17 protein-coding genes are annotated in these 19,428 nt (G+C 61.1%); 15 read left to right on the forward strand and 2 right to left on the reverse strand.

Translation table 11 applies throughout. The annotated features are described in order from the left end of the window. Position 1 precedes the first annotated feature (1 nt). Both WIT60_RS13815 and WIT60_RS13820 read right to left on the reverse strand, forming a co-directional pair. The gene (locus WIT60_RS13815) at positions 2-520 is read right to left on the reverse strand and encodes a GNAT family N-acetyltransferase (RefSeq protein WP_339584468.1); all 519 of its coding nucleotides are present in this window, start codon (positions 518-520) and stop codon (positions 2-4) included. After that, entirely contained in the window at positions 517-1,005 is a 489-nt protein-coding gene (locus tag WIT60_RS13820; protein ID WP_339584469.1) for a low molecular weight protein-tyrosine-phosphatase, read from the reverse strand. Before WIT60_RS13820 ends, WIT60_RS13815 begins: the two co-directional genes overlap by 4 nt. A 343-nt stretch (positions 1,006-1,348) precedes the next feature. Between WIT60_RS13820 and WIT60_RS13825 the strand changes: the two genes are divergently transcribed. The 15 genes from WIT60_RS13825 to wecC are packed head-to-tail and all read left to right on the forward strand — an operon-like array spanning position 1,349 to position 19,414. Beyond that, positions 1,349-1,951, forward strand: coding sequence for an XrtA/PEP-CTERM system exopolysaccharide export protein (locus tag WIT60_RS13825; RefSeq protein ID WP_339584470.1), 603 nt, complete (start codon positions 1,349-1,351; stop codon positions 1,949-1,951). 54 nt (positions 1,952-2,005) lie between these two features. Next, positions 2,006-3,565, forward strand: a complete 1,560-nt coding sequence (locus WIT60_RS13830) for an XrtA system polysaccharide chain length determinant (protein ID WP_339584471.1) — start codon at positions 2,006-2,008, stop codon at positions 3,563-3,565. A gap of 6 nt (positions 3,566-3,571) precedes the next feature. After that, positions 3,572-4,540 carry an XrtA-associated tyrosine autokinase gene (locus tag WIT60_RS13835; protein ID WP_339584472.1) on the forward strand — a complete coding sequence of 323 codons (969 nt, stop codon included), beginning with the start codon at positions 3,572-3,574 and terminating at the stop codon, positions 4,538-4,540. Then, positions 4,537-6,042 carry a TIGR03016 family PEP-CTERM system-associated outer membrane protein gene (locus WIT60_RS13840; protein WP_339584473.1) on the forward strand — a complete coding sequence of 502 codons (1,506 nt, stop codon included), beginning with the start codon at positions 4,537-4,539 and terminating at the stop codon, positions 6,040-6,042. The genes WIT60_RS13835 and WIT60_RS13840 overlap by 4 nt, the downstream gene beginning before the upstream one ends. A gap of 3 nt (positions 6,043-6,045) precedes the next feature. Then, entirely contained in the window at positions 6,046-7,122 is a 1,077-nt protein-coding gene (locus WIT60_RS13845; RefSeq protein ID WP_339584474.1) for an XrtA/PEP-CTERM system-associated ATPase, read from the forward strand. After that, on the forward strand, positions 7,119-7,976 hold the full coding sequence (locus tag WIT60_RS13850; RefSeq protein WP_339584475.1) for an XrtA system polysaccharide deacetylase: 858 nt from the start codon (positions 7,119-7,121) through the stop codon (positions 7,974-7,976). Before WIT60_RS13845 ends, WIT60_RS13850 begins: the two co-directional genes overlap by 4 nt. A gap of 10 nt (positions 7,977-7,986) precedes the next feature. Further along, the gene (locus tag WIT60_RS13855) at positions 7,987-9,024 is read left to right on the forward strand and encodes a FemAB family XrtA/PEP-CTERM system-associated protein (protein ID WP_445207706.1); all 1,038 of its coding nucleotides are present in this window, start codon (positions 7,987-7,989) and stop codon (positions 9,022-9,024) included. A 1-nt stretch (position 9,025) separates the two neighbouring features. Further along, the gene (locus WIT60_RS13860) at positions 9,026-10,255 is read left to right on the forward strand and encodes a TIGR03087 family PEP-CTERM/XrtA system glycosyltransferase (RefSeq protein WP_339584477.1); all 1,230 of its coding nucleotides are present in this window, start codon (positions 9,026-9,028) and stop codon (positions 10,253-10,255) included. Then, positions 10,252-11,811, forward strand: coding sequence for an exosortase A (gene xrtA / locus WIT60_RS13865; protein ID WP_339584478.1), 1,560 nt, complete (start codon positions 10,252-10,254; stop codon positions 11,809-11,811). Before WIT60_RS13860 ends, xrtA begins: the two co-directional genes overlap by 4 nt. 3 nt (positions 11,812-11,814) lie before the next feature. Continuing rightward, positions 11,815-13,716 (forward strand): XrtA/PEP-CTERM system amidotransferase, encoded by a 1,902-nt coding sequence (locus WIT60_RS13870; RefSeq protein ID WP_339584479.1) that lies wholly within the window; start codon positions 11,815-11,817, stop codon positions 13,714-13,716. A gap of 23 nt (positions 13,717-13,739) precedes the next feature. Continuing rightward, complete coding sequence (locus WIT60_RS13875; RefSeq protein ID WP_339584480.1) at positions 13,740-14,705, forward strand: glycosyltransferase; 966 nt, start codon at positions 13,740-13,742, stop codon at positions 14,703-14,705. A gap of 2 nt (positions 14,706-14,707) precedes the next feature. After that, entirely contained in the window at positions 14,708-15,844 is a 1,137-nt protein-coding gene (locus WIT60_RS13880) for a TIGR03088 family PEP-CTERM/XrtA system glycosyltransferase (RefSeq protein WP_339584481.1), read from the forward strand. Position 15,845: 1 nt separating this feature from the next. Further along, positions 15,846-17,060 (forward strand): TIGR04063 family PEP-CTERM/XrtA system glycosyltransferase, encoded by a 1,215-nt coding sequence (locus WIT60_RS13885; protein WP_339584482.1) that lies wholly within the window; start codon positions 15,846-15,848, stop codon positions 17,058-17,060. Beyond that, positions 17,057-18,193, forward strand: coding sequence for a non-hydrolyzing UDP-N-acetylglucosamine 2-epimerase (gene wecB / locus WIT60_RS13890; protein WP_339584483.1), 1,137 nt, complete (start codon positions 17,057-17,059; stop codon positions 18,191-18,193). Before WIT60_RS13885 ends, wecB begins: the two co-directional genes overlap by 4 nt. Further along, on the forward strand, positions 18,194-19,414 hold the full coding sequence (gene wecC, locus WIT60_RS13895; protein WP_339584484.1) for a UDP-N-acetyl-D-mannosamine dehydrogenase: 1,221 nt from the start codon (positions 18,194-18,196) through the stop codon (positions 19,412-19,414). It begins immediately after the preceding gene. Positions 19,415-19,428: the final 14 nt, after the last annotated feature.

The following is a 19,428-nucleotide window of genomic DNA, read 5'->3' on the forward strand; positions in this document are numbered from 1 at the left end:
ATCAGAGAGGCGGGACATCCTCAGACAGGATCTGCTGATAAAAGTCCACGTCCAACCACCGGCCGAACTTGAACCCCGCCTGGCGCAGCGTCCCCGCATGTGTGAAGCCCATTTGGATGTGCAGATCAATGCTGGCCTGATTGCTCGCGTCGATCACGCCGACCATCACGTGGAGAGTCTGCGCTCTGGCTCGTTCAAGCAGGCGCTGCATCAGTTCCTTCGCCAAGCCACGTCGGCGATAGGCCGCATGCACATACACAGAATGCTCGACGGTGTGCCGATAGCCTGCCCATGGTCGAAACGTGCCGTACGAGGCGAATCCCATCAACTCACCATCATCCGACACCGCCCCGATGACGGGAAAGTGGCCGGACTCCTTGGTGCTGAACCAGCTTCGCATGTGGTCCATGGTGCGCGGCTCGTGGTCGTACAGGGCCGTCGAGGTCAGGATGGCCTCATTGAAGATGGCCAGGATCGGCTCGGCGTGTGCTTCAAATGTGCAGTCCACCCAAGAGATCATGGCCGTCCCAATTCCAACTGGCGCATCATCTTGTTCATGATTGCCGCCACCCCGCCCTCACAAAGGCGAAGCACCGTCGTGAAGCCCTCGACATTGCCGTAATAGGGATCAGGCACATCCAGATCGCCGTCATGATCAGCAAAGCGCAAGAACAGGTCCAGCTTGTGCTGAAACTCCGGCGGGCACTGGCGCTGCAGGGCGTTCAACACACTCTCATCCATGGCCAAAATCAGGTCGAACTGCGCAAAATCTTGCGCTTTGACCTGGCGTGAGCGAATGCGCTCGATGTGTCGGTAGCCACCCGCCAGCGCGCATGTGATCGCTCGGCGGTCAGGCTTTTCCTTCAGATGGCTGCGCCCAATCGCTGCCGAGTCAACTTGCAGCACCGAAGCAAGTCCTCGACGCGCCAAAACAGCATGGAACACCGCCTCCGCCAGGGGAGAACGACAGATATTGCCCAAGCAGACCAGCAGGATGCGATACATAAGACTGAAATTCTAGCGACCTTGCCCGTACGGCGTCCGGCCACCCTTGAGAGCACCGCCGGTGCGGCGGGTATCCCTAATATGGGGGATTGATTTCAGCTGCGTGCAAATACTTTTTTAATTTGTCCTGAGATGTAGGGAGACATATTTCCGTCATATCTGGTCATTCCATTGCCATGTCGGCCCCCTCTGATGAGGGGGCTCTCAGGGCAAATACGGGGGCTGGTAATGAAGATGCTTTCAGTTGACGCATGTCTGCGCTACATTCCAAATAATCTGTCATGGGCATTTTTACAAATCGCAGGAGCTCGCCTTGAAGCTGTTGACATCCAGAAGTCGGACCATGTTGGGTGCTGTGTCCCTGGTCCTGGGCTCGGCCTTGGTGGCCGGTTGTGCCAATACCGGTGGGTATCCCGCGGCGCCCGCAGGTGCTGCATCCCCCGACTACAACTACATCGTTGGCCCCGGTGATACCCTGAGCATCAACGTTTGGCGTAATCCCGAACTGTCGGGCTCTGTGCCTGTTCGCCCCGACGGCAAGGTTTCCACCCCGCTGGTGGACGAAATGGTTGCCCAAGGCAAGACCTCCACGCAAATCGCGCGCGATGTCGAAAAAGCGCTGAGCAAGTATGTGCGCGATCCTGTGGTCACTGTCATCGTGACCAGTTTCGTGGGTCCCTACAGCGAGCAGATTCGCGTGGTGGGAGAGGCCGCCAAGCCGCAGTTCCTGCCCTTCAAACAAAAGATGACCGTGCTCGACGTGATGATCGCAGCCGGAGGACTCACTGATTTTGCGGACGGCAACAACGCCACGATCGTGCGCGCCTCAGAGAACAACAAGCGCTACACGGTGCGTCTGAATGACCTGCTCAAGCGTGGTGACATTTCGGCCAACGTTGAAATGCTCCCGGGCGACATTCTCATCATTCCTCAGAGTTGGTTCTGAGCACGCGACACCTCGTCCGAGGTGTCCTGATCCCTTACCGTTTGCGTTGTCTGCATGGATGAACTATTAAAGCAACTCTCCACCATTCTCAGGGGGATGTGGAAGTACCGGCGACTGGGTGTGGCCGTTTGTTGGGCGGTGGCCCTGGTGGGGGCCGTGTTGGTGTTCCTCATGCAGGACCGTTATGAAGCATCGGCCCGGGTCTATGTTGACACGCAGAGCATCTTGCGCCCGCTGATGTCCGGGCTTGCCGTGCAGCCCAATGTGGAGCAGCAGGTGGCCATGCTGAGTCGCACGCTCATCAGTCGTCCCACGGTTGAGAAGCTCATCCGTGCGGCCGACCTTGACCTCGGTACCCGTAACAAGGCCGAGCAAGAGGCGCTCATTGATGAGGTCATGAAAAGCATCCAGATCCGCATGGCGGGTCGTGACAACCTCTATACCCTGTCTTACCGCGATGACACGCCCGAGCGCGCCCAGCGTGTGGTGCAGGCCTTGATGACCATCTTCGTCGAGTCCAGCCTGGGTGCTTCGCGCACCGACTCGGACACGGCGCGCCGGTTTCTGGACGAGCAGATCAAGGCCTACGAGGCCAAGCTGATAGAAGCCGAAACCCGCCTGAAGGAATTCAAGCTCAAGAACATCGCCCTGCAAACCCAAGGTGAGTTGGACGCGGCAGGCCGGGTTTCTGACATCGCCAGCTCCTTGAGTGCCGCGCGACTGGAACTGCGTGAGGCCGAGAGCGCGCGCGATGCTGCCCGTCGTCAGCTGGAGTTGGCCCGTGCCGCGGCGCCCAAGCTGTCCGACCCGAGCACTCCGATTGCCACGCCAGAAATTGATGGGCGTATCGATGCGCAGCGTCGCAACCTCGACGCATTGCTGCAGCGTTTCACCGAGGAGCATCCTGACGTCGCCAATACGCGTCGCCTGATTCGTGATCTAGAAGATCAGAAACGACGCGAGATCGCGGCACTGCGTCAAGCGGCGGCAGCGGCGCCCAAGTCGGTGCTGACAGACAATTCGCCCGCGGTGATGGAGTACAGCCGCACTCTGGCGGCTGCAGAGTTGCAAGTGGCCTCGTTGCGTGCCCGAGTGGGCGAGTACACGGCAAGGGCAGCTCGGGCACAAGACCAGATGAAAGTGGCCCCACAGGTTGAGGCCGAACTGGCTCAGCTCAATCGCGACTACGAAATCCATCGCAAGAACTACAACGACCTGGTGTCGCGTCGCGAGTCTGCCAATCTCTCCGGTCAACTGGAGAACGCCTCCAACTTTGCAGACTTCCGCGTCATCGACCCGCCCCGTGCTGCCAACAAGCCCGTTGCCCCCAACCGTTTGCTTCTGCTGCCTCTGGCGCTGCTGGCTGGCTTGGCCGCTGGATTGGGCATGACCTTCCTGATCAGCCAGATCCGACCGGTTTTCTTTGATGCGTCTTCCTTGCGTCATGCGACCGATCTGCCCTTGCTGGGTGTCGTGTCGCTGGTGACCAACGAGGCACATTTGCAGGCAGAGCGGCGTAGCCTCAAGCGCTTTGCAGGTGCTTTGATGGCCCTGGTGGCCTTGTTTGCAGTCGGTATGGCCACCCTGGCCTACCAAACGGGCTCCTTCAGTTGATTGACCATGTCCAACTCCATTGAAAAAGCAGCCCAGCGGCTTGAGCAACTCCGACAGGCCGGCGCCCAAATGCCGACGGCTGTGGCGCAGCCTTCGCCAGCCGTCTCCATGAACGAAGCGCAGACTCTTGCTCCGCCCGAGATCGCGCCGACGGTGGCTGATGCGCCGGCTCGCCCGCGTCCAGTCTCTGCACCGGTGGGCAGCAAGGTGGTGCAGCTCGACTTCGACCGCCTGACCTCGTCCGGTTTCGTCACGCCCAATGCACCACGCTCCATGGTGGCCGATCAGTTCCGCGTCATCAAACGCCCCTTGATCGACAATGCCACCGGCAAGGGTGCCTCGGTGGTTCAAAACGGCAACCTCATCATGGTGACCAGCTCCATGCCAGGCGAGGGCAAGAGCTTCACTGCCGTGAACCTGGCGCTCAGCATGGCCATGGAAATGGACTACACCGTGATGCTGGTGGACGCCGACGTGGCCCGTCCTTCCATCATGAAAGTGCTGGGCTTGCCCCCAGGTCCCGGCTTGCTGGACCTGTTGGTGGACGACAAGCTGGAGATGTCACAGGTGCTTTTGCGCACCAACATCGACAACCTGACTTTGCTGCCCAGCGGCTCACCGCATGCTCGGGCAACAGAATTGCTGGCCAGCGCTGCCATGACCGACCTGGTTGATGACATGGGCAAACGCTACAGCGACCGCATCATCATTTTTGATTCCCCGCCGCTGCTGCTGACCACGGAGTCTCGTGTGCTTGCCACGCACATGGGGCAGATCGTCATGGTCGTGCAGGCAGAGAAGACTTTGCAGTCCCAGGTCAAGCACGCTTTGTCGACCATCGAGTCGTGTCCGGTCAAGCTCATGGTGCTCAACCAGGCGCGCAGCACGGGCCAGGATGCCTATGGGTATGGCTACGGCTATGGCTATGGTTATGGCCAGCGTGAGTCGCTCGCGGAAGCCGAGGTGCAATCATGAAACACTGGCACCGTTGGTGTTGCGGCGCGGCAGTGGCGGCCCTGAGCCCTGTCTGGGCTCAGTCTGATGCTTCGCTTCAACCCTCGGTCTGGATTGAGCCCCGTCTGGGCATGCGCGTCACGCTCACAGACAACGCCCGTCTGCAGGGCGGTCAGCCCCAAAGTGAGCAGATCCTCGAGCTCACACCCGGCGTCCGGATGGTTGCCAACCAGGGGCGTGTGAAGGGCTTCTTTGATTACGGGCTCAGCGGGTTGTACCGTGCCCAGGACACAGGGGGCGACGACCTCCAGCACCGTTTGAACGCCAGTGCGCAGATCAACGCCATCGACAACTGGGCCTTCGTGGATGTGTCTGGCACGGTGTCGCAGCAACTGGTGTCTGCGTTTGGCCCTGTGGCTGGCTCATCGTCAACCAATGCCAACCAGTCGCAAACCGCCACCTATCGTCTCTCGCCCTATGTGCGAGGACAGTTTCCGTATGGCGTGAACTACGAGGCGCGTGTCAACCTGCAAGGCACCCAAAGCAAGACCAATGCGCGCAGCGACTCCGACACCCTGGGATGGTCTGGACGCCTGACTCGCCAGTTGGGGGCGGCGGGGTGGTCTTTGGCGGCAGATCAGCAAGAAGTTGATTACGACCAAGGCCGCTCCACCGAGTCCAGTTCGTTGACGGGGCGCTTTTCCTATGCGTGGTCGCCTCAGTGGATCACGGGCCTGACTCTCGGGCAGGAGTCCAACGATCTGCTCACACTCAACAAGAAGCGATACGCCAACCATGGCGTGGATCTGGTCTGGCGCCCATCCGACCGGACAACCTTGGTCGCGGGTGTGAACGATCGTTATTTCGGCACCGGCCACAATGTGTCGTTTGAGCATCGTGCCGCGCGCACCGTGGTGCGTCTGTCGGATGTGCGCAGTGTGTCGACTTCGCCAAACGCCAACGTCAATGCCACGCTTGGCACGCTGTATGACCTCCTGGACGCGCTGCTCAGTCCGCTGGAGCCGGATCCGGTCAAGCGCGCTCAGCTGGTACAGGCGGAGTTGCAAAGTCGAGGGTTGCCGGGAGACCTGCTGGTCAGTCAGTCCTTCTTGGTCTCGCAAGCAACGCTGCAGCGTAACCAGCAGCTGTCCGTCTTGATGACCGGTCGCCGTGGCGCCTTCACGGTGAGCTATGTGCGCGGTCAGAGCAACCGCCTGCTCAACAACCTGACGCTTGGCGACGACTTTGATGTGACCTCGCAGGTGAAAACCCAGAGCCTGGGCTTTCTTTACGCTCATCGTCTGACGCCCGTGACCTCGGCCAGCGCGTCGTACACCTTGCAGCGCAGTGAAGGTGATCTGAACACCCAGCGCAGCTCGCAGTACACCCTGACCTTGGGCCTCAGCACGCAGGTGGGGCCGCGCACTTCAGGCAGTTTGCAGCTGCGCCGCATTCACTCCAACACAGGACTGAATCCGTATTCCGAGAACGCGCTGGTCGGCAACATCCTTCACCGTTTCTGACCCATGTATGAAGCTTTCTACGGGTTGAGCAGCAAGCCTTTCCAGCTCAACCCTGATCCCAATTTTTACTTCGGCAGCAAGCCTCACCGTCGTGCTCGTGCGTACCTTGAGTACGGGGTGATGCGAGCGGAGGGCTTTATCGTCATCACCGGTGAGGTCGGAGCGGGCAAGACCACCATCGTGCGCGGGCTGCTGGACAGCATCGATGCGCACACCATGGTGGCAGCGCAGCTCGTCAGTACGCAACTGGGCGCGGAAGACACCCTGCGTTTGGTCGGGGCTGCGTTTGGCGTTCAGGTCAAGGATGCGTCCAAGGCCGAGTTGTTGATGGCGCTTGAGGCATTTTTCATCACCCAACTCACGCAAGGCAGGCGATGTCTGCTGATCGTGGATGAAGCACAGAATCTGCGGCCTCAGGCGGTGGAAGAGTTGCGCATGCTGTCCAATTTTCAGCATGGCAAGCAGGCGCTGCTGCAAACCTTCTTGATCGGTCAGCCCGAGTTCCGCAACATTTTGCAAAGTCCTGACATGCTTCAGTTGCGCCAACGCGTGACTGCCAGTTGTCATCTGGGGCCGATGAATGCGGAGGAGACGCAGGGCTACATCGAACACCGTCTCCGCTGCGCCGGCGCCACCGACAAGCCCACGTTCGACGCCGATGTCTTTGCCGGCATTTATGAGCAGACTGGCGGCATCCCTCGCCGCATCAATGCCTTGTGCGATCGTTTGATGCTGCACGGCTTCCTGTCGGAGGTCACGCATTTCACGGCACCTGTGCTCCAGGAGGTCTTGGCCGAGATTCAGGAAGAGCTGACGGCACCACCGCTGGAGCCCGTGTCCGCCGAGGCGGTGTTGCAGGCCTCGCCCGCAGCGCGTCCGACCTCTTTGAATGTGGACTTGGATCTGGACGCCGACAGCCATGATCTGCGCAGTCTTGAAGAGCAGTTGTCGCGTCTCACAGCCGCTCAACTCAGCGCTCACCTATTGCGCATTGAGCGAAGCGTGTTGCGCCAGGAGCGCCTGAGCATCGAGATCCTGTCGGCGTTGCAAAAGATCGCGGCGGGCAAGGGGCAGTCATGAGCATGATCAATGCCCTCACCATTGACGTTGAGGACTATTTCCAGGTTTCGGCATTCGCGCCTTACATCGCACGCCGCGACTGGGACACGCGAGAGTGCCGGGTCGAGCGCAACGTCGGGCGCATTCTGGACATGCTGGCGGCCGAGAAGACCCATGCGACGTTTTTCACCTTGGGATGGATCGCGCAGCGTTATCCGCACCTGGTGCGCCGCATCGCCGCAGAGGGACACGAGGTGGCCAGCCACGGCTATGGGCATGAGCGCGTCAGTGACCTCACGCCTGAGGCCTTCGCACAGGACATCCGAACAGCCAAGCATTTGCTGGAAGACATTGCCGGTGTGACCGTCACGGGTTATCGGGCGCCCAGCTTTTCGATCGGGCAGACCAATCTGTGGGCTTTGGATGTGTTGGAGCAGGAGGGTTATCGCTACAGCTCCAGCATCTATCCGATTCAGCACGATCACTATGGCATGCCCGATGCACCTCGCTTTGCGCATCGCATTCGCCATGACCTGATCGAGGTGCCACCGACCACCTTGCGTCTGTTCAATCGCAATCTGCCGTCCAGTGGTGGCGGTTACTTCCGTCTGTTCCCGTACGGTCTTTCGCGCTGGATGCTGCGTCAGGTGAACGAGAGGGACCAGCAGCCAGCCATCTTCTACTTTCACCCCTGGGAGATCGACGCGGAGCAGCCCCGCGTGGCTGGCATTGATCTGCGTACGCGTTTCCGGCATTACGTGAACATCCCACGCATGGAACAGCGTTTGCAGCGCCTGCTGCGAGACTTCCAGTGGGGCCGGATGGACCACATCTTCCTGAACAAGCCAGTGAAGGGTAAGGTGCAAGGTGTCTGACGTGCATCGTTTGAAGGTATCGCGGCTGGAGACGAGGCGCAGCGACTGGCATCAGCGCTGGGATGCATTCGTGTTGGCGCACCCAACGGCCACGTTCTTTCACCGAGTGGGCTGGCAGCAGATCATGGAAGAGGTGTTTCGGCACCCTACGCACTTCTTGTATGCCCACCGAGGTGAGGTGATCGAAGGTGTCTTGCCACTGGCCCATGTCAAGAGCCGCTTGTTTGGCAATGCACTGACCAGCTTGCCTTTTGCTGTTTATGGCGGCGTGGTGGCCCACAGTGAAGACGCAGCGCTGGCGCTTGAGGCTGAGGCCGTGCGTCTGGCCGAGGGGCTGGGTGTGGATCACCTGGAGATGCGCTACCTGCAGACGCAGCGTCATCCGGAGTGGCCCACACAGGACCTGTATGTGACCTTCCGCAAGGAGATCTTGCCAACGGAAGAGGAGAACATGCTCGCCATTCCGCGCAAGCAGCGCGCGATGGTTCGCAAGGGCATCAAGAACGGCCTGAGCGCGCAGGTGGATACCACGGTGGATCGCTTCTTTGCGCTGTACGCGGATAACGTCCACCGTCATGGCACGCCTGCGCTGTCCAAGCGTTACTTTCAGCGCCTGATGGACGTGTTCGGGCCGGACTGCGAGGTTTTGACCGTCACCAGTGCCGACGGCAAGGCGCTCAGCAGTGTGTTGACTTTCTACTTCCGCGATGAGGTCTTGCCTTACTACGCGGGCGATGATCTCGCAGCACGTGATCTGGCCGCCAACGATTTCAAGTATTGGGAGTTGATGCGCCGCGCTTGTGCCAGGGGGCTCAAGGTGTTCGACTATGGACGAAGCAAGCAGGGCACAGGCCCTTACGCGTTCAAAAAGAACTGGGGCTTCGAACCAACGCCCCTGCGCTACGAGTATCAACTCTTCAAGCGTGACAGCATCCCTCAGAACAACCCAACCAACGCCAAATACAAACTCTTGATTGAAACCTGGCGGCGCATGCCCCTGGGCCTGGCCAACTGGCTGGGGCCTTTCATCGTGCGCAACCTGGGCTGACATGGCGAACATCCTGTATCTGGTCCATCGGATGCCTTATCCGCCCAACAAGGGCGACAAGGTGCGCTCGTACCATTTGTTGCGCCACCTCATGCGGGATCACCGTGTGTTTTTGGGAACCTTCATCGACGATCCGGAGGATGTCGCTCAGGTGCCTGCGCTACAGGCGATTTGCCCGGATCTGCACATCGAGCGCCTGAATCCGCGTAGCACCAAGTTGCTCAGTGCCCGAGGGCTGTTGACGGGGCGCTCTCTGTCGGAGACCTATTACCGTCATGCAGGCATGCATCGTTGGGTGCGACAAGTCCAATCGCAGCACAAGCTTGACGCCACCGTGGTTTTCTCTGGGGTGATGGCGCAGTTCGCCATACCCTTGCTGCCTGATGTGCCCATGTTGGTTGATTTCGTCGATGTGGATTCGTCGAAGTGGGGACAGTACGCACCAGAGCACCGCTGGCCGATGTCGTGGCTGTATCGGCGCGAAGGTGCACGTTTGCTGGCTTTCGAACGTGAGGTGGCTCGTCGCGCACGACAGTCCTTCTTTGTCACGCCCAACGAAACGGCCCTGTTTCAGTCCCTGGCACCCGAGGTGGCCGACCGTGTGTCTGCCATCAGCAACGGGGTCAATGCCGAGTATTTCAGTCCTCAGGCAGGAAGTCGGTCACCGTTCATGGATGGGGAGGTGCCCGTGGTGTTCACGGGGGCCATGGATTACTGGCCCAATGTGGATGGTGTGTGCTGGTTTGTGGAGCAGATGCTGCCTTTGTTGACGCAGCGCTGGCCTCAGTTGCGCTTCTACATTGTGGGGCGCAATCCGACGGCTCAGGTCAAGGCATTGGCCGGGCCGCAGGTGGTGGTGACGGGCACGGTGCCCGATGTGCGTGGCTACTTGCAGCATGCCGCTGCCGTCGTGGCGCCTCTGCGGGTGGCCCGCGGCATACAAAACAAGATCCTTGAAGCCATGGCCATGGAAAAGCCTGTGGTCACGGTACCCTCGTGTGCGGATGCCATCGGTGCCGGCTTTGAGTTTGGGGTGGTGCGTGCGGCCACGGCCTCTGAATTTGTGCAGGCACTGGACTTGCTTTTGCAGTCTCCTGACAAGGCGTCCGAGTTGGGGCATGCTGCCAGGCAGTTTGTGCTCAAGCATTTCAGCTGGGAAGCGCATTTGTCTGCCCTGGATGTCTGGCTGACGCCTGCGCACGCCGCAGTGGCGGGGGAGGGGTCATCGTGAGCGCCTCGGTGTGGCGTAAGCCGCTGTGGATGTTGATGCTCTTGTGGGCTGTGGTGTTGGTGGCGTACTGGCCTACTGCTTCCGGTATGGCCACGATCTGGTGGCGCTCGGACACCTATGCACACGGCCTCGTGGTGCCGCCCGCGGCGCTGTGGCTCGCATGGCGCAAGCGGGCGCAACTGGCGACCTTGGTGCCAATGCCCTCACTGTGGGGCCTGCTGGGCATGACGGCGTCAGCCCTGTTGTGGTTGGCGGGTGATCTGGTCGCGGTGAACGCTGTCACACAGTTTGCTTTCATGGCCCTCGTTGTCTCGGCCGTGCCCACCGTACTGGGGTGGCGGGTCACGCGGGCACTGATGTTCCCGTTGCTGTACCTGTTTCTGGCCGTGCCTGTCGGTGACTTCATGTTGCCCCATTTGATGGAGTGGACGGCGGATTTCACTGTTGCTGCGCTGCGTTTGAGTGGCATTCCTGTTTATCGCGAGGGCTTGCAGTTCATCATCCCCAGCGGCTCATGGTCGGTCGTCGAGGCCTGCAGCGGCATCCGCTATCTGGTGGCGTCGTTCACGGTGGGGTGCTTGTTTGCGTACATCAACTATCAGAGCCTGCGCAAGCGACTGCTCTTTGTGGGCGTGGCCATCCTGGTGCCGCTCTTGGCCAACTGGATGCGTGCCTATCTGATTGTCATGCTGGGGCACTGGTCAGGTAACACCCTGGCGACGGGTGTGGACCATTTGGTCTATGGCTGGGTGTTCTTCGGTATCGTCATCACGATCATGTTCATGATCGGGGCACGCTGGGCTGACCGTGAGCCTGCGCCACAGCCCGTTGCACCCGATGCCAGTGTGAGTCGGGTGTCCGCTTCGACGTTAGCTGGGGTGGGGTGTGCCGTGCTGGCTTTGCTGGTGGTGGGTCTGCCCCATGTCATGAACTGGCAGCTCCAGACGAAGGTGCAAACCGGGGCAGTGCAGTGGCAATCCGTGAGTGCGCGGGCCGGCTGGCAACTCACACCCCCGCCCGCTGAATGGACACCGGCCTTTGAGGCTGCCAATGCCCAATCCCACACCGGATGGGTGAATGCCGCTGGCGAGCGCGTGGGGCTGCATCTGTCGTACTACCGTGGGCAGAACTATGAGCGCAAGCTGGTCAGCTCCACCAATGTGCTGGTCCGCTCGCAAGACAAGGCCTGGTCCCAGGTGTCAGGTGATGCGGTGGCAACACAACTGGAGGGCGCACCGCTGACGGTGCAGCGTGCCGTGCTGCGGGAGCAGGGGGCGACCTTGCATGCCGAGTCACCCCGCCTGCTGGTGTGGCAATTTTTCTGGGTGGATGGTCGCGTGACCGCCAGCACAGCCAAGGCGAAGCTGTGGGGGGCCTGGCAAAAGTTCAAAGGGCAGGGCGATGATGGTGCCATTGTGGTGATCTACGCCCCTGTGCCAACAGGCGCTGACCAGGATGCTGGCCAGCGTGTGGCCGAGGCGACCCTGCAGGCCTTCTTGCGTGACCAAGGCCCCGCAGTGCTGACGGCTTTGCGCGCAACTCAATCTCGACAGTGAACCATGTGCGGTATTTCAGGCCTGTTTGACACCCAGGGGCGACGCTCGTTCGACCCTGCGTTGGCGCAGCGCATCAACAATGTGCAGGCCCATCGTGGGCCGGATGAGGCCGACCTGTATTTCGAGCCAGGTCTGATGCTGGGCCACCGGCGTTTGTCCGTGATCGACCTGGCGACCGGGCAGCAACCTCTGTTCAATGCCGATGGCACGGTGGGCATCGTCTTCAACGGCGAGATCTACAACTTCCAGAGCCTGCGCGCTGAACTGGAAGCCTTGGGCCATGTCTTCCGCACCCGCAGCGATACCGAGGTCATTGTGCAGGCCTGGATGGCCTGGGGGGCCGAGTGCGTGCACCGCCTGCGCGGCATGTTCGCCTTCGCCATCTGGGACCAGCGCGAGCAGACGCTGTTCATGGCGCGCGACCGCATGGGTGTCAAACCCCTGCACTACGCTTTGCTCCCCGACGGTACGTTGGTGTTTGGCTCCGAGTTGAAGGTCATCACCGCCCACCCAGGGTTCGAGCGTCAGATCGACCCCAAGGCGGTTGAAGACTACTTCGCCTTGGGCTACGTGCCAGACCCACGCTGCATTTATCGCCAGGCTCATAAGCTACCGCCCGCACACACCCTTACGTGGCGACGTGGCCAAGCCGGCTTGCCCACACCCAAGCCTTACTGGGATGTCCACTTCACGCTGGACAACCCGATTTCGCTAGCCGATGCCGAGGCCGAATTGCGTGAGCGCATACGTGAGTCGGTGCGCCTGCGCATGATCGCCGATGTGCCGCTGGGTGCCTTCCTGTCGGGTGGCGTGGACTCCAGCGCGGTGGTGGCCACCATGGCGGGCTTGTCGAAGTTGCCGGTGCGCACCTGCGCCATCGGCTTTGACGATCCGAAGTTCAACGAGTCGGCCTTCGCGCAGATGGTGGCCGACCGCTATCACACCGATCACCGCCTGGAGATCGTGCAGAGTGACGACTTCGACCTGATCGACACCTTGGCACGTCTGTACGACGAGCCCTTTGCCGACAGCTCCGCTTTGCCCACGTACCGGGTGTGCCAGATGGCGCGCAAGCACGTGACGGTGGCCCTGTCGGGCGACGGTGGGGACGAGAGTCTGGGCGGCTACCGACGCTACCGCATGCACCTGGGCGAGGAGCGTGCGCGCCAGACCTTGCCACTGGGCGTGCGCCAATCGGTGTTCGGCCCTTTGGGGCGCTGGTACCCGAAGGCCGACTGGGCGCCGCGTCCGCTGCGCGCCAAGACCACCTTCCAGGCTTTGGCCATGGACTCGGCCGAGGCCTATCAGCACAGCATGTCGCGCCTGCGTGCCGAGCAGCGGGATGCCTTGTTCAGCGCTTCCTTCCAGCAAAGCCTCGGTGGCTACCAAACGGTCGAGCTGTTCCGTCAGCATGCGGCTCAGGCCAACACCGATGACCCGCTGGCACTCATCCAGTACCTGGACTACAAGACCTGGCTGGTGGGCGACATCAACACCAAGGTGGACCGGGCTGGCATGGCGCATTCGCTGGAGGTGCGCGAGCCTCTGATGGACCATGAATTGGTCGAGTGGCTGGCGACCCTGCCCAGTTCGCTGAAGATTCAGGGCGGCGAGGGCAAGTACGTGTTCAAGAAGGCGTTCGAGCCCTTGCTGCCGCACGACGTCTTGTACCGTCCCAAGATGGGTTTCTCGGTGCCACTGGCGCGTTGGCTGCGCGGCCCGCTGGCACAGCGCATGCGCGAATCGGTGCTGAGCGAGCGCATGATCGACAGCGGCTATTTCCAGCGTGAGGCGCTGGAGCGCATGGTCGAGGGGCATCTGAAAGGCCAGTCTGACCATTCCGACGCGCTGTGGGCTTTGATCATGTTTGATGCGTTCTTGCGTGTCAGCCACCAGACGGCGTGAGGCAGAGCGTGTCGGTGCAGCCCTTGGTTACGATCATCATGCCGGTGTTCAACGCTTCGTCCACGCTGCCGCAGGCCTTGAACAGCGTGCTCTGGCAAGGCTACGAGGCCATCGAAATCGTTGCCGTGGACGATGGCTCCACCGATGACTCGCTGCGTGTCTTGAGTACTTATGGCGATGCCGTACGCGTGCTGCACCAGCATCAACAGGGCCCGGCCAGCGCACGCAATCTGGCCTTGCAGCATGCGAGGGGGCAATACATTGCCTTCATCGACGCTGACGATGTGTGGTTGCCTGGCAAATTGCTCCGCCAGGTGACCTACCTGCAGAACCATCCTGACGTCGCTGCCGTTTTCGGGCGGTTTTCGCGGTGGGAGGCTGGGACGTCCGATGGACGTTTTGCCGAGCCGCCCGCGCAAGATGCGTACGAGGTGGCGGCTCGGCGTTGGCAAGCGCAACCCGAGCCGCTGAGAACAACGGCCTTGCAGGGCGACCTGTACGCCGATCTGTTGCTGGACAGCGTGGTGCACATCATCACCGCGCTGGTTCGTCGCTCTGCCATGGATGCAGCGCAGGGATTTGATGCGTCCCTCCGAACCGGGTCCGACTACGATTTCTGGCTGCGCCTGTCACGTCAGCACCGCATCGACCAGTTGGATGACTGTGTCGCGTGGTATCGCATCCATGCGGACAGCATCACCCGACAGCCTTGGCCAGAGAATGCCGAATACCTCATCTTGCGGCGCGCTCTGGAGCGTTACGGTGCGCGTGGTACGGACGGTCGGGTGGTGTCTGACCATGAACTCCAGCGCCGCTTGTTTGGCATCGCATTCGGGCATGGCTACCTGCATTTCTGGCATGGTCAGGCGGAGCATGCCAGACGGGCTTTTGCGCAGGCGCTGGCGCACTCGTTCTGGCATCCCAAGGCTTGGGCGTATTGGTTGTTGACGTTTGTGCGAGGCAGCCAGCAGGCTGTCAAGGTGGTTTGAGCATGCGTACCACTTCGCCCATTCGACTGATGCACTTCGTGTACAGCTTCCACATGGGGGGGCTGGAGAACGTCGTCATCCAGTTGATCAACCGTCTACCGCCTGAGCGCTACCAGCACTGTCTCGTGTCTTTGACCGACATGGGAGACTTTATGGACCGCATACAGACCCCAGGTGTGGAGCGCGTCTGTCTGCACAAACCGCCAGGTCATGCCATTCCGCTGTACCCGGCCATCTACAAGCTGTTCCGGCGCTACCGCCCTCACGTTCTGCATACCTGCAACCTGGCCGCGCTCGAAGTGGTGCCGCTGGCGTGGTTGGCCCGCGTCCCGGTTCGCATCCATGCCGAGCACGGCTGGGATGCCAGCGACCCCAAGGGGCAGAACGTCAAGTATCAGCGTTTGCGCAAGCTTTACCGACCCTTCGTGAGCCACTACGTGTCGGTGTCGCAGGATTTGGACCAGTATCTGGCGCAGCGCATTGACGTGTCTGCTGATCGGCGCACCTTGATCGCCAATGGCGTGGACACCGCCCAGTTTTCACCGCCTGCACATCGCAAGCCCCGTCCCGAAGGCTGCCCCTTTGAGCCGGGTCACCATTGGTTGATCGGCACGGTAGGACGTTTGCAGACCGTGAAGAACCAGCCTTTGCTGGCGCACGCCTTCGTGCGTTTGCTGGACTTGTGCCCGACTGCACGTGAACACGCACGGCTGGTCATCGTGGGGGAGGGGCCATTGCGGACCGAGATCGAGCGCATCCTGTCTGCCGCGGGTGTGAGTCACCTCGCCTGGTTGCCGGGTGCGCGCGCCGATGTGGCCACCGTCTTGCAGTCCCTCGATTGTTTCGTGCTGCCGTCTCAGACTGAGGGGACGTCTTGCACACTGCAAGAAGCCATGTCCTGCGGCTTGCCCTCGGTGGCGACGGCCGTGGGCGGCACACCCGACCTGTTGACCGAAGAGATCACCGGCCGGCTGGTTCCTTCTGATGATGTGGATGCCATGGCGCACGCCTTGATGCATTACATGCTCAATCCACAGCAAGCCCGCGACAATGGACGGGCTGCGCGCGCTCAGGCGCAACGAGACTTTGGCATGGATGCCATGGTGGCCCACTACGATCAATTGTTCCAACGCTGTTGACATGCGCATCCTTCACGTACTCGATCACTCCATTCCCCTGCACAGCGGCTACACCTTCCGTACCGCAGCCTTGTTGCGGGAGCAGCGTGCGCTCGGATGGGAGACCTTCCATGTCACTTCGCCCAAGCAGGGGGCGACGTCGATGCCCGAAGAGACGGTCGATGGCTTGACCTTCTACCGCACGCAACCTGCGCAGGGGCGGGGTGCCAGCTGGCCCGTGGTGGGTGAGTGGCAACTGATGCGTGCGCTCGAGGCCCGTATCGAAGAAGTGGCCGAGCGCATCAAGCCCGACATCATCCACGCTCACTCTCCTGTGCTGAACGCCATGCCTGCCTTGAGCGTCGGCGGCAAACTGGAGATCCCAGTGGTGTACGAGATCCGGGCCTTCTGGGAAGACGCAGCGGTGGATCACGGGACCACCCGAGAGGGCAGCTTGCGCTATCGCCTGACTCGTGGGTTGGAGACGTCTGCCATTCGCCGTGCCAACCACGTCTTCACCATCTGTGAGGGACTGCGGGCCGACATCGTGGCGCGTGGCGTCTCGGCCAACAAGGTGACGGTGATTCCCAATGCCGTGGACGTCGAGACTTTCCAGCTGGCGCAAGCCCCCGATCCCGCTTTGCAGGAGAAATGGGGCCTGCAGGGTCGCACCGTGGTCGGGTTCATCGGCTCGTTCTATGCCTATGAGGGACTGGATCTGCTGGTGGCGGCTTTGCCTGAGGTGATCAAGTCGCGTCCGGATGCTTGCCTGCTGCTGGTGGGTGGGGGCCCTCAGGAGGCGGCGTTGAAGGCGCAGGTGCAGTCGCTGGGCTTGACGCAGCACGTGGTCTTCACTGGACGTGTGCCTCATGCCGAAGTCAACCGCTACTACGACCTGATCGACGTCCTGGCCTATCCGCGACACTCCATGCGCTTGACTGAACTGGTCACGCCGCTCAAGCCTTTGGAAGCCATGGCACAAGGGCATCTGTTCGTGGCCTCGGACGTGGGCGGGCACAAGGAACTCATCGAACATGGCAAGACCGGTTGGCTCTTCAAGGCCGATGACAAGGCCGCGCTTGCAAAAGCGATTGTGGACATGCTGACGCACCCGGAGCGCTGGCCGCAAATGAAGGCCAACGGCAGAGAGTTCGTCGAGTCTGTGCGCAACTGGCGCAACAGTGTCGCCAACTACCGGCAAGCTTACGAAGACATCCTGAACGGGAGCCACGCATGAAAGTGATGGTGGTATTTGGCACGCGGCCCGAGGCCATCAAGATGGCGCCCCTGGTCAAGGCCTTGCAGGCAACCCCCGGGCTTCAGACCGTGGTGTGCGTAACCGCGCAACATCGACAAATGCTGGATCAGGTCTTGCGCCTGTTCGAGATCACGCCCGAGCACGACCTCGACGTGATGAAGCCTGGGCAAGACCTGTACGACATCACCAGCAACATTCTGCTGGGCTTGCGTCCGGTGTTGGCCGCCGAGCGCCCGGATTGGGTGCTGGTGCATGGTGACACCACCACCACGCTGGCGACCACCCTGGCCGCTTACTACGCGCGCATTCCGGTTGCCCACATTGAAGCTGGCCTGCGCACGGGAGACAAGTACGCGCCGTTTCCGGAGGAGATGAATCGCAAGATCACCGGTGCGGTGGCAGACCTGCACTTCGCCCCGACCGCCGCCTCCGAGGCCAATTTGCTGGCGGAAGGCGTATCCGCTGCAAGCATCCATGTGACCGGCAACACCGTCATCGACGCGCTGCTCGCCGTGGTGAACAAGCTCAAAACCGTTGCGACGCTGCAAACCGAGTTGGCCGAGCGCTTCCGCTTCCTCGATGCCAGCAAGCGACTGATCCTGGTGACCGGGCATCGGCGAGAGAACTTCGGGGAAGGCTTTCAGAACATTTGCCACGCCCTGGCCGATGTGGCCGAGCGCCACCCTGAGGTGGAGATTCTGTATCCGGTGCACCTGAACCCCAATGTGCGCCAGCCGGTGCAGGACATTCTGGCTGCACGGGGCTTGTCGAATGTTCACCTCATCGAGCCGGTGGACTACCTGCCTTTTGTTTACCTGATGAACCGCAGCCACCTCATCATCACCGACTCCGGTGGGGTCCAGGAGGAGGCGCCATCGCTGGGCAAACCAGTGCTGGTCATGCGAGAGACCACCGAGCGGCCCGAGGCAGTGGCCGCCGGAACCGTCAAGCTGGTGGGCACCTCGCGGGAGGCCATTGTGCGTGAGTGCGAGCGACTGCTCACCGACTCAGATGCCTACCAGGCCATGTCACGCGCGCACAATCCATACGGTGATGGAAAGGCCGTGGCGCGCATCGTGCACACACTAACGAATATGCAAGGGAGAGTTTGAATGGCACGCGAACTGCAAAAGATCATCGTCATGGGGCTGGGCTACATCGGCCTGCCCACGGCTTCGATGCTGGCGACCAAGGGGCACACTGTGGTGGGTGTGGACGTCAACGAAGCAGCGGTCAACACCATCAATTCGGGGCGCATTCACATCATCGAGCCGGATTTGGACATCCTGGTGCGATCGGCCGTCAACAGTGGCAACCTGCGTGCCTCATTGGTACCGGAAGAGGGCGACACCTTCATCATCGCGGTGCCCACGCCTTTCAAGGTCGAGGGGGACAACCCGAAGGCGCCGGACCTGTCGTACGTCGAGGCAGCGACGCGGGCCATCGTGCCTTATCTGCGTGAGGACAACCTCATCATTCTGGAGTCCACTTCACCCGTGGGCACCACCGAGTTGATCGAGCGCATCGTGCGCGAAGCACGGCCCGAGCTGGCGGGCAAGGTGCACGCAGCGCACTGCCCTGAGCGAGTGCTGCCGGGCCACATCCTGCGCGAGTTGGTGGACAACGACCGCATCATCGGTGGCACCACCAAGGCGGCGGTGGCCAAGGCCAAGGCCTTGTACAAGACCTTCTGCAATGGCGCCATTCTCGAGACGGACAGCAAGACCGCTGAGCTGTCGAAGCTGGTCGAGAACTCCTTCCGCGACGTCAACATTGCGTTTGCCAACGAGCTGTCCGTGATCTGCGACAAGCTGGGCATCAATGTGTGGGAAACCATCTCGCTGGCCAACCGCCATCCGCGCGTCAACATCCTTCAGCCCGGTCCGGGTGTGGGAGGACACTGCATTGCCGTGGACCCGTGGTTCATCGTATCGAGTGCCCCGAAGGAGGCTCGCCTCATTCGCACGGCGCGTGAGGTCAATGACGACAAGCCGCATTGGGTGATTGAACGCGTACGTGCCAAGGCCGCGCGCTTCAAAGAACCGGTGATCGCGTGCTTGGGGCTGACCTTCAAGGCCAACATCGATGACATGCGCGAATCGCCCTCGTTGGAGATCGTGCAGCACTTGCGCGGGGCGCAGATTGGCGAGATCTTGGCCTGTGACCCGAATGTGGACCCGGCGAAAGCCCCGTTCCCTTTGACAGACTTGAAGACGGCACTTCAGAAAGCCGACATCTTGCTGCTGCTGGTCGATCATGAAGAGTTCATGGACTTGGACCGAGAGCTGATCAAGGACAAGGTGGTGATTGACACCAAGGGCGTGTGGCGTTGAAGTGCAACCATGAT

It is taken from the genome of Aquabacterium sp. G14 (genome assembly GCF_037482285.1).
In the GTDB taxonomy this organism is placed as follows: Bacteria; Pseudomonadota; Gammaproteobacteria; order Burkholderiales; family Burkholderiaceae_C; genus Aquabacterium.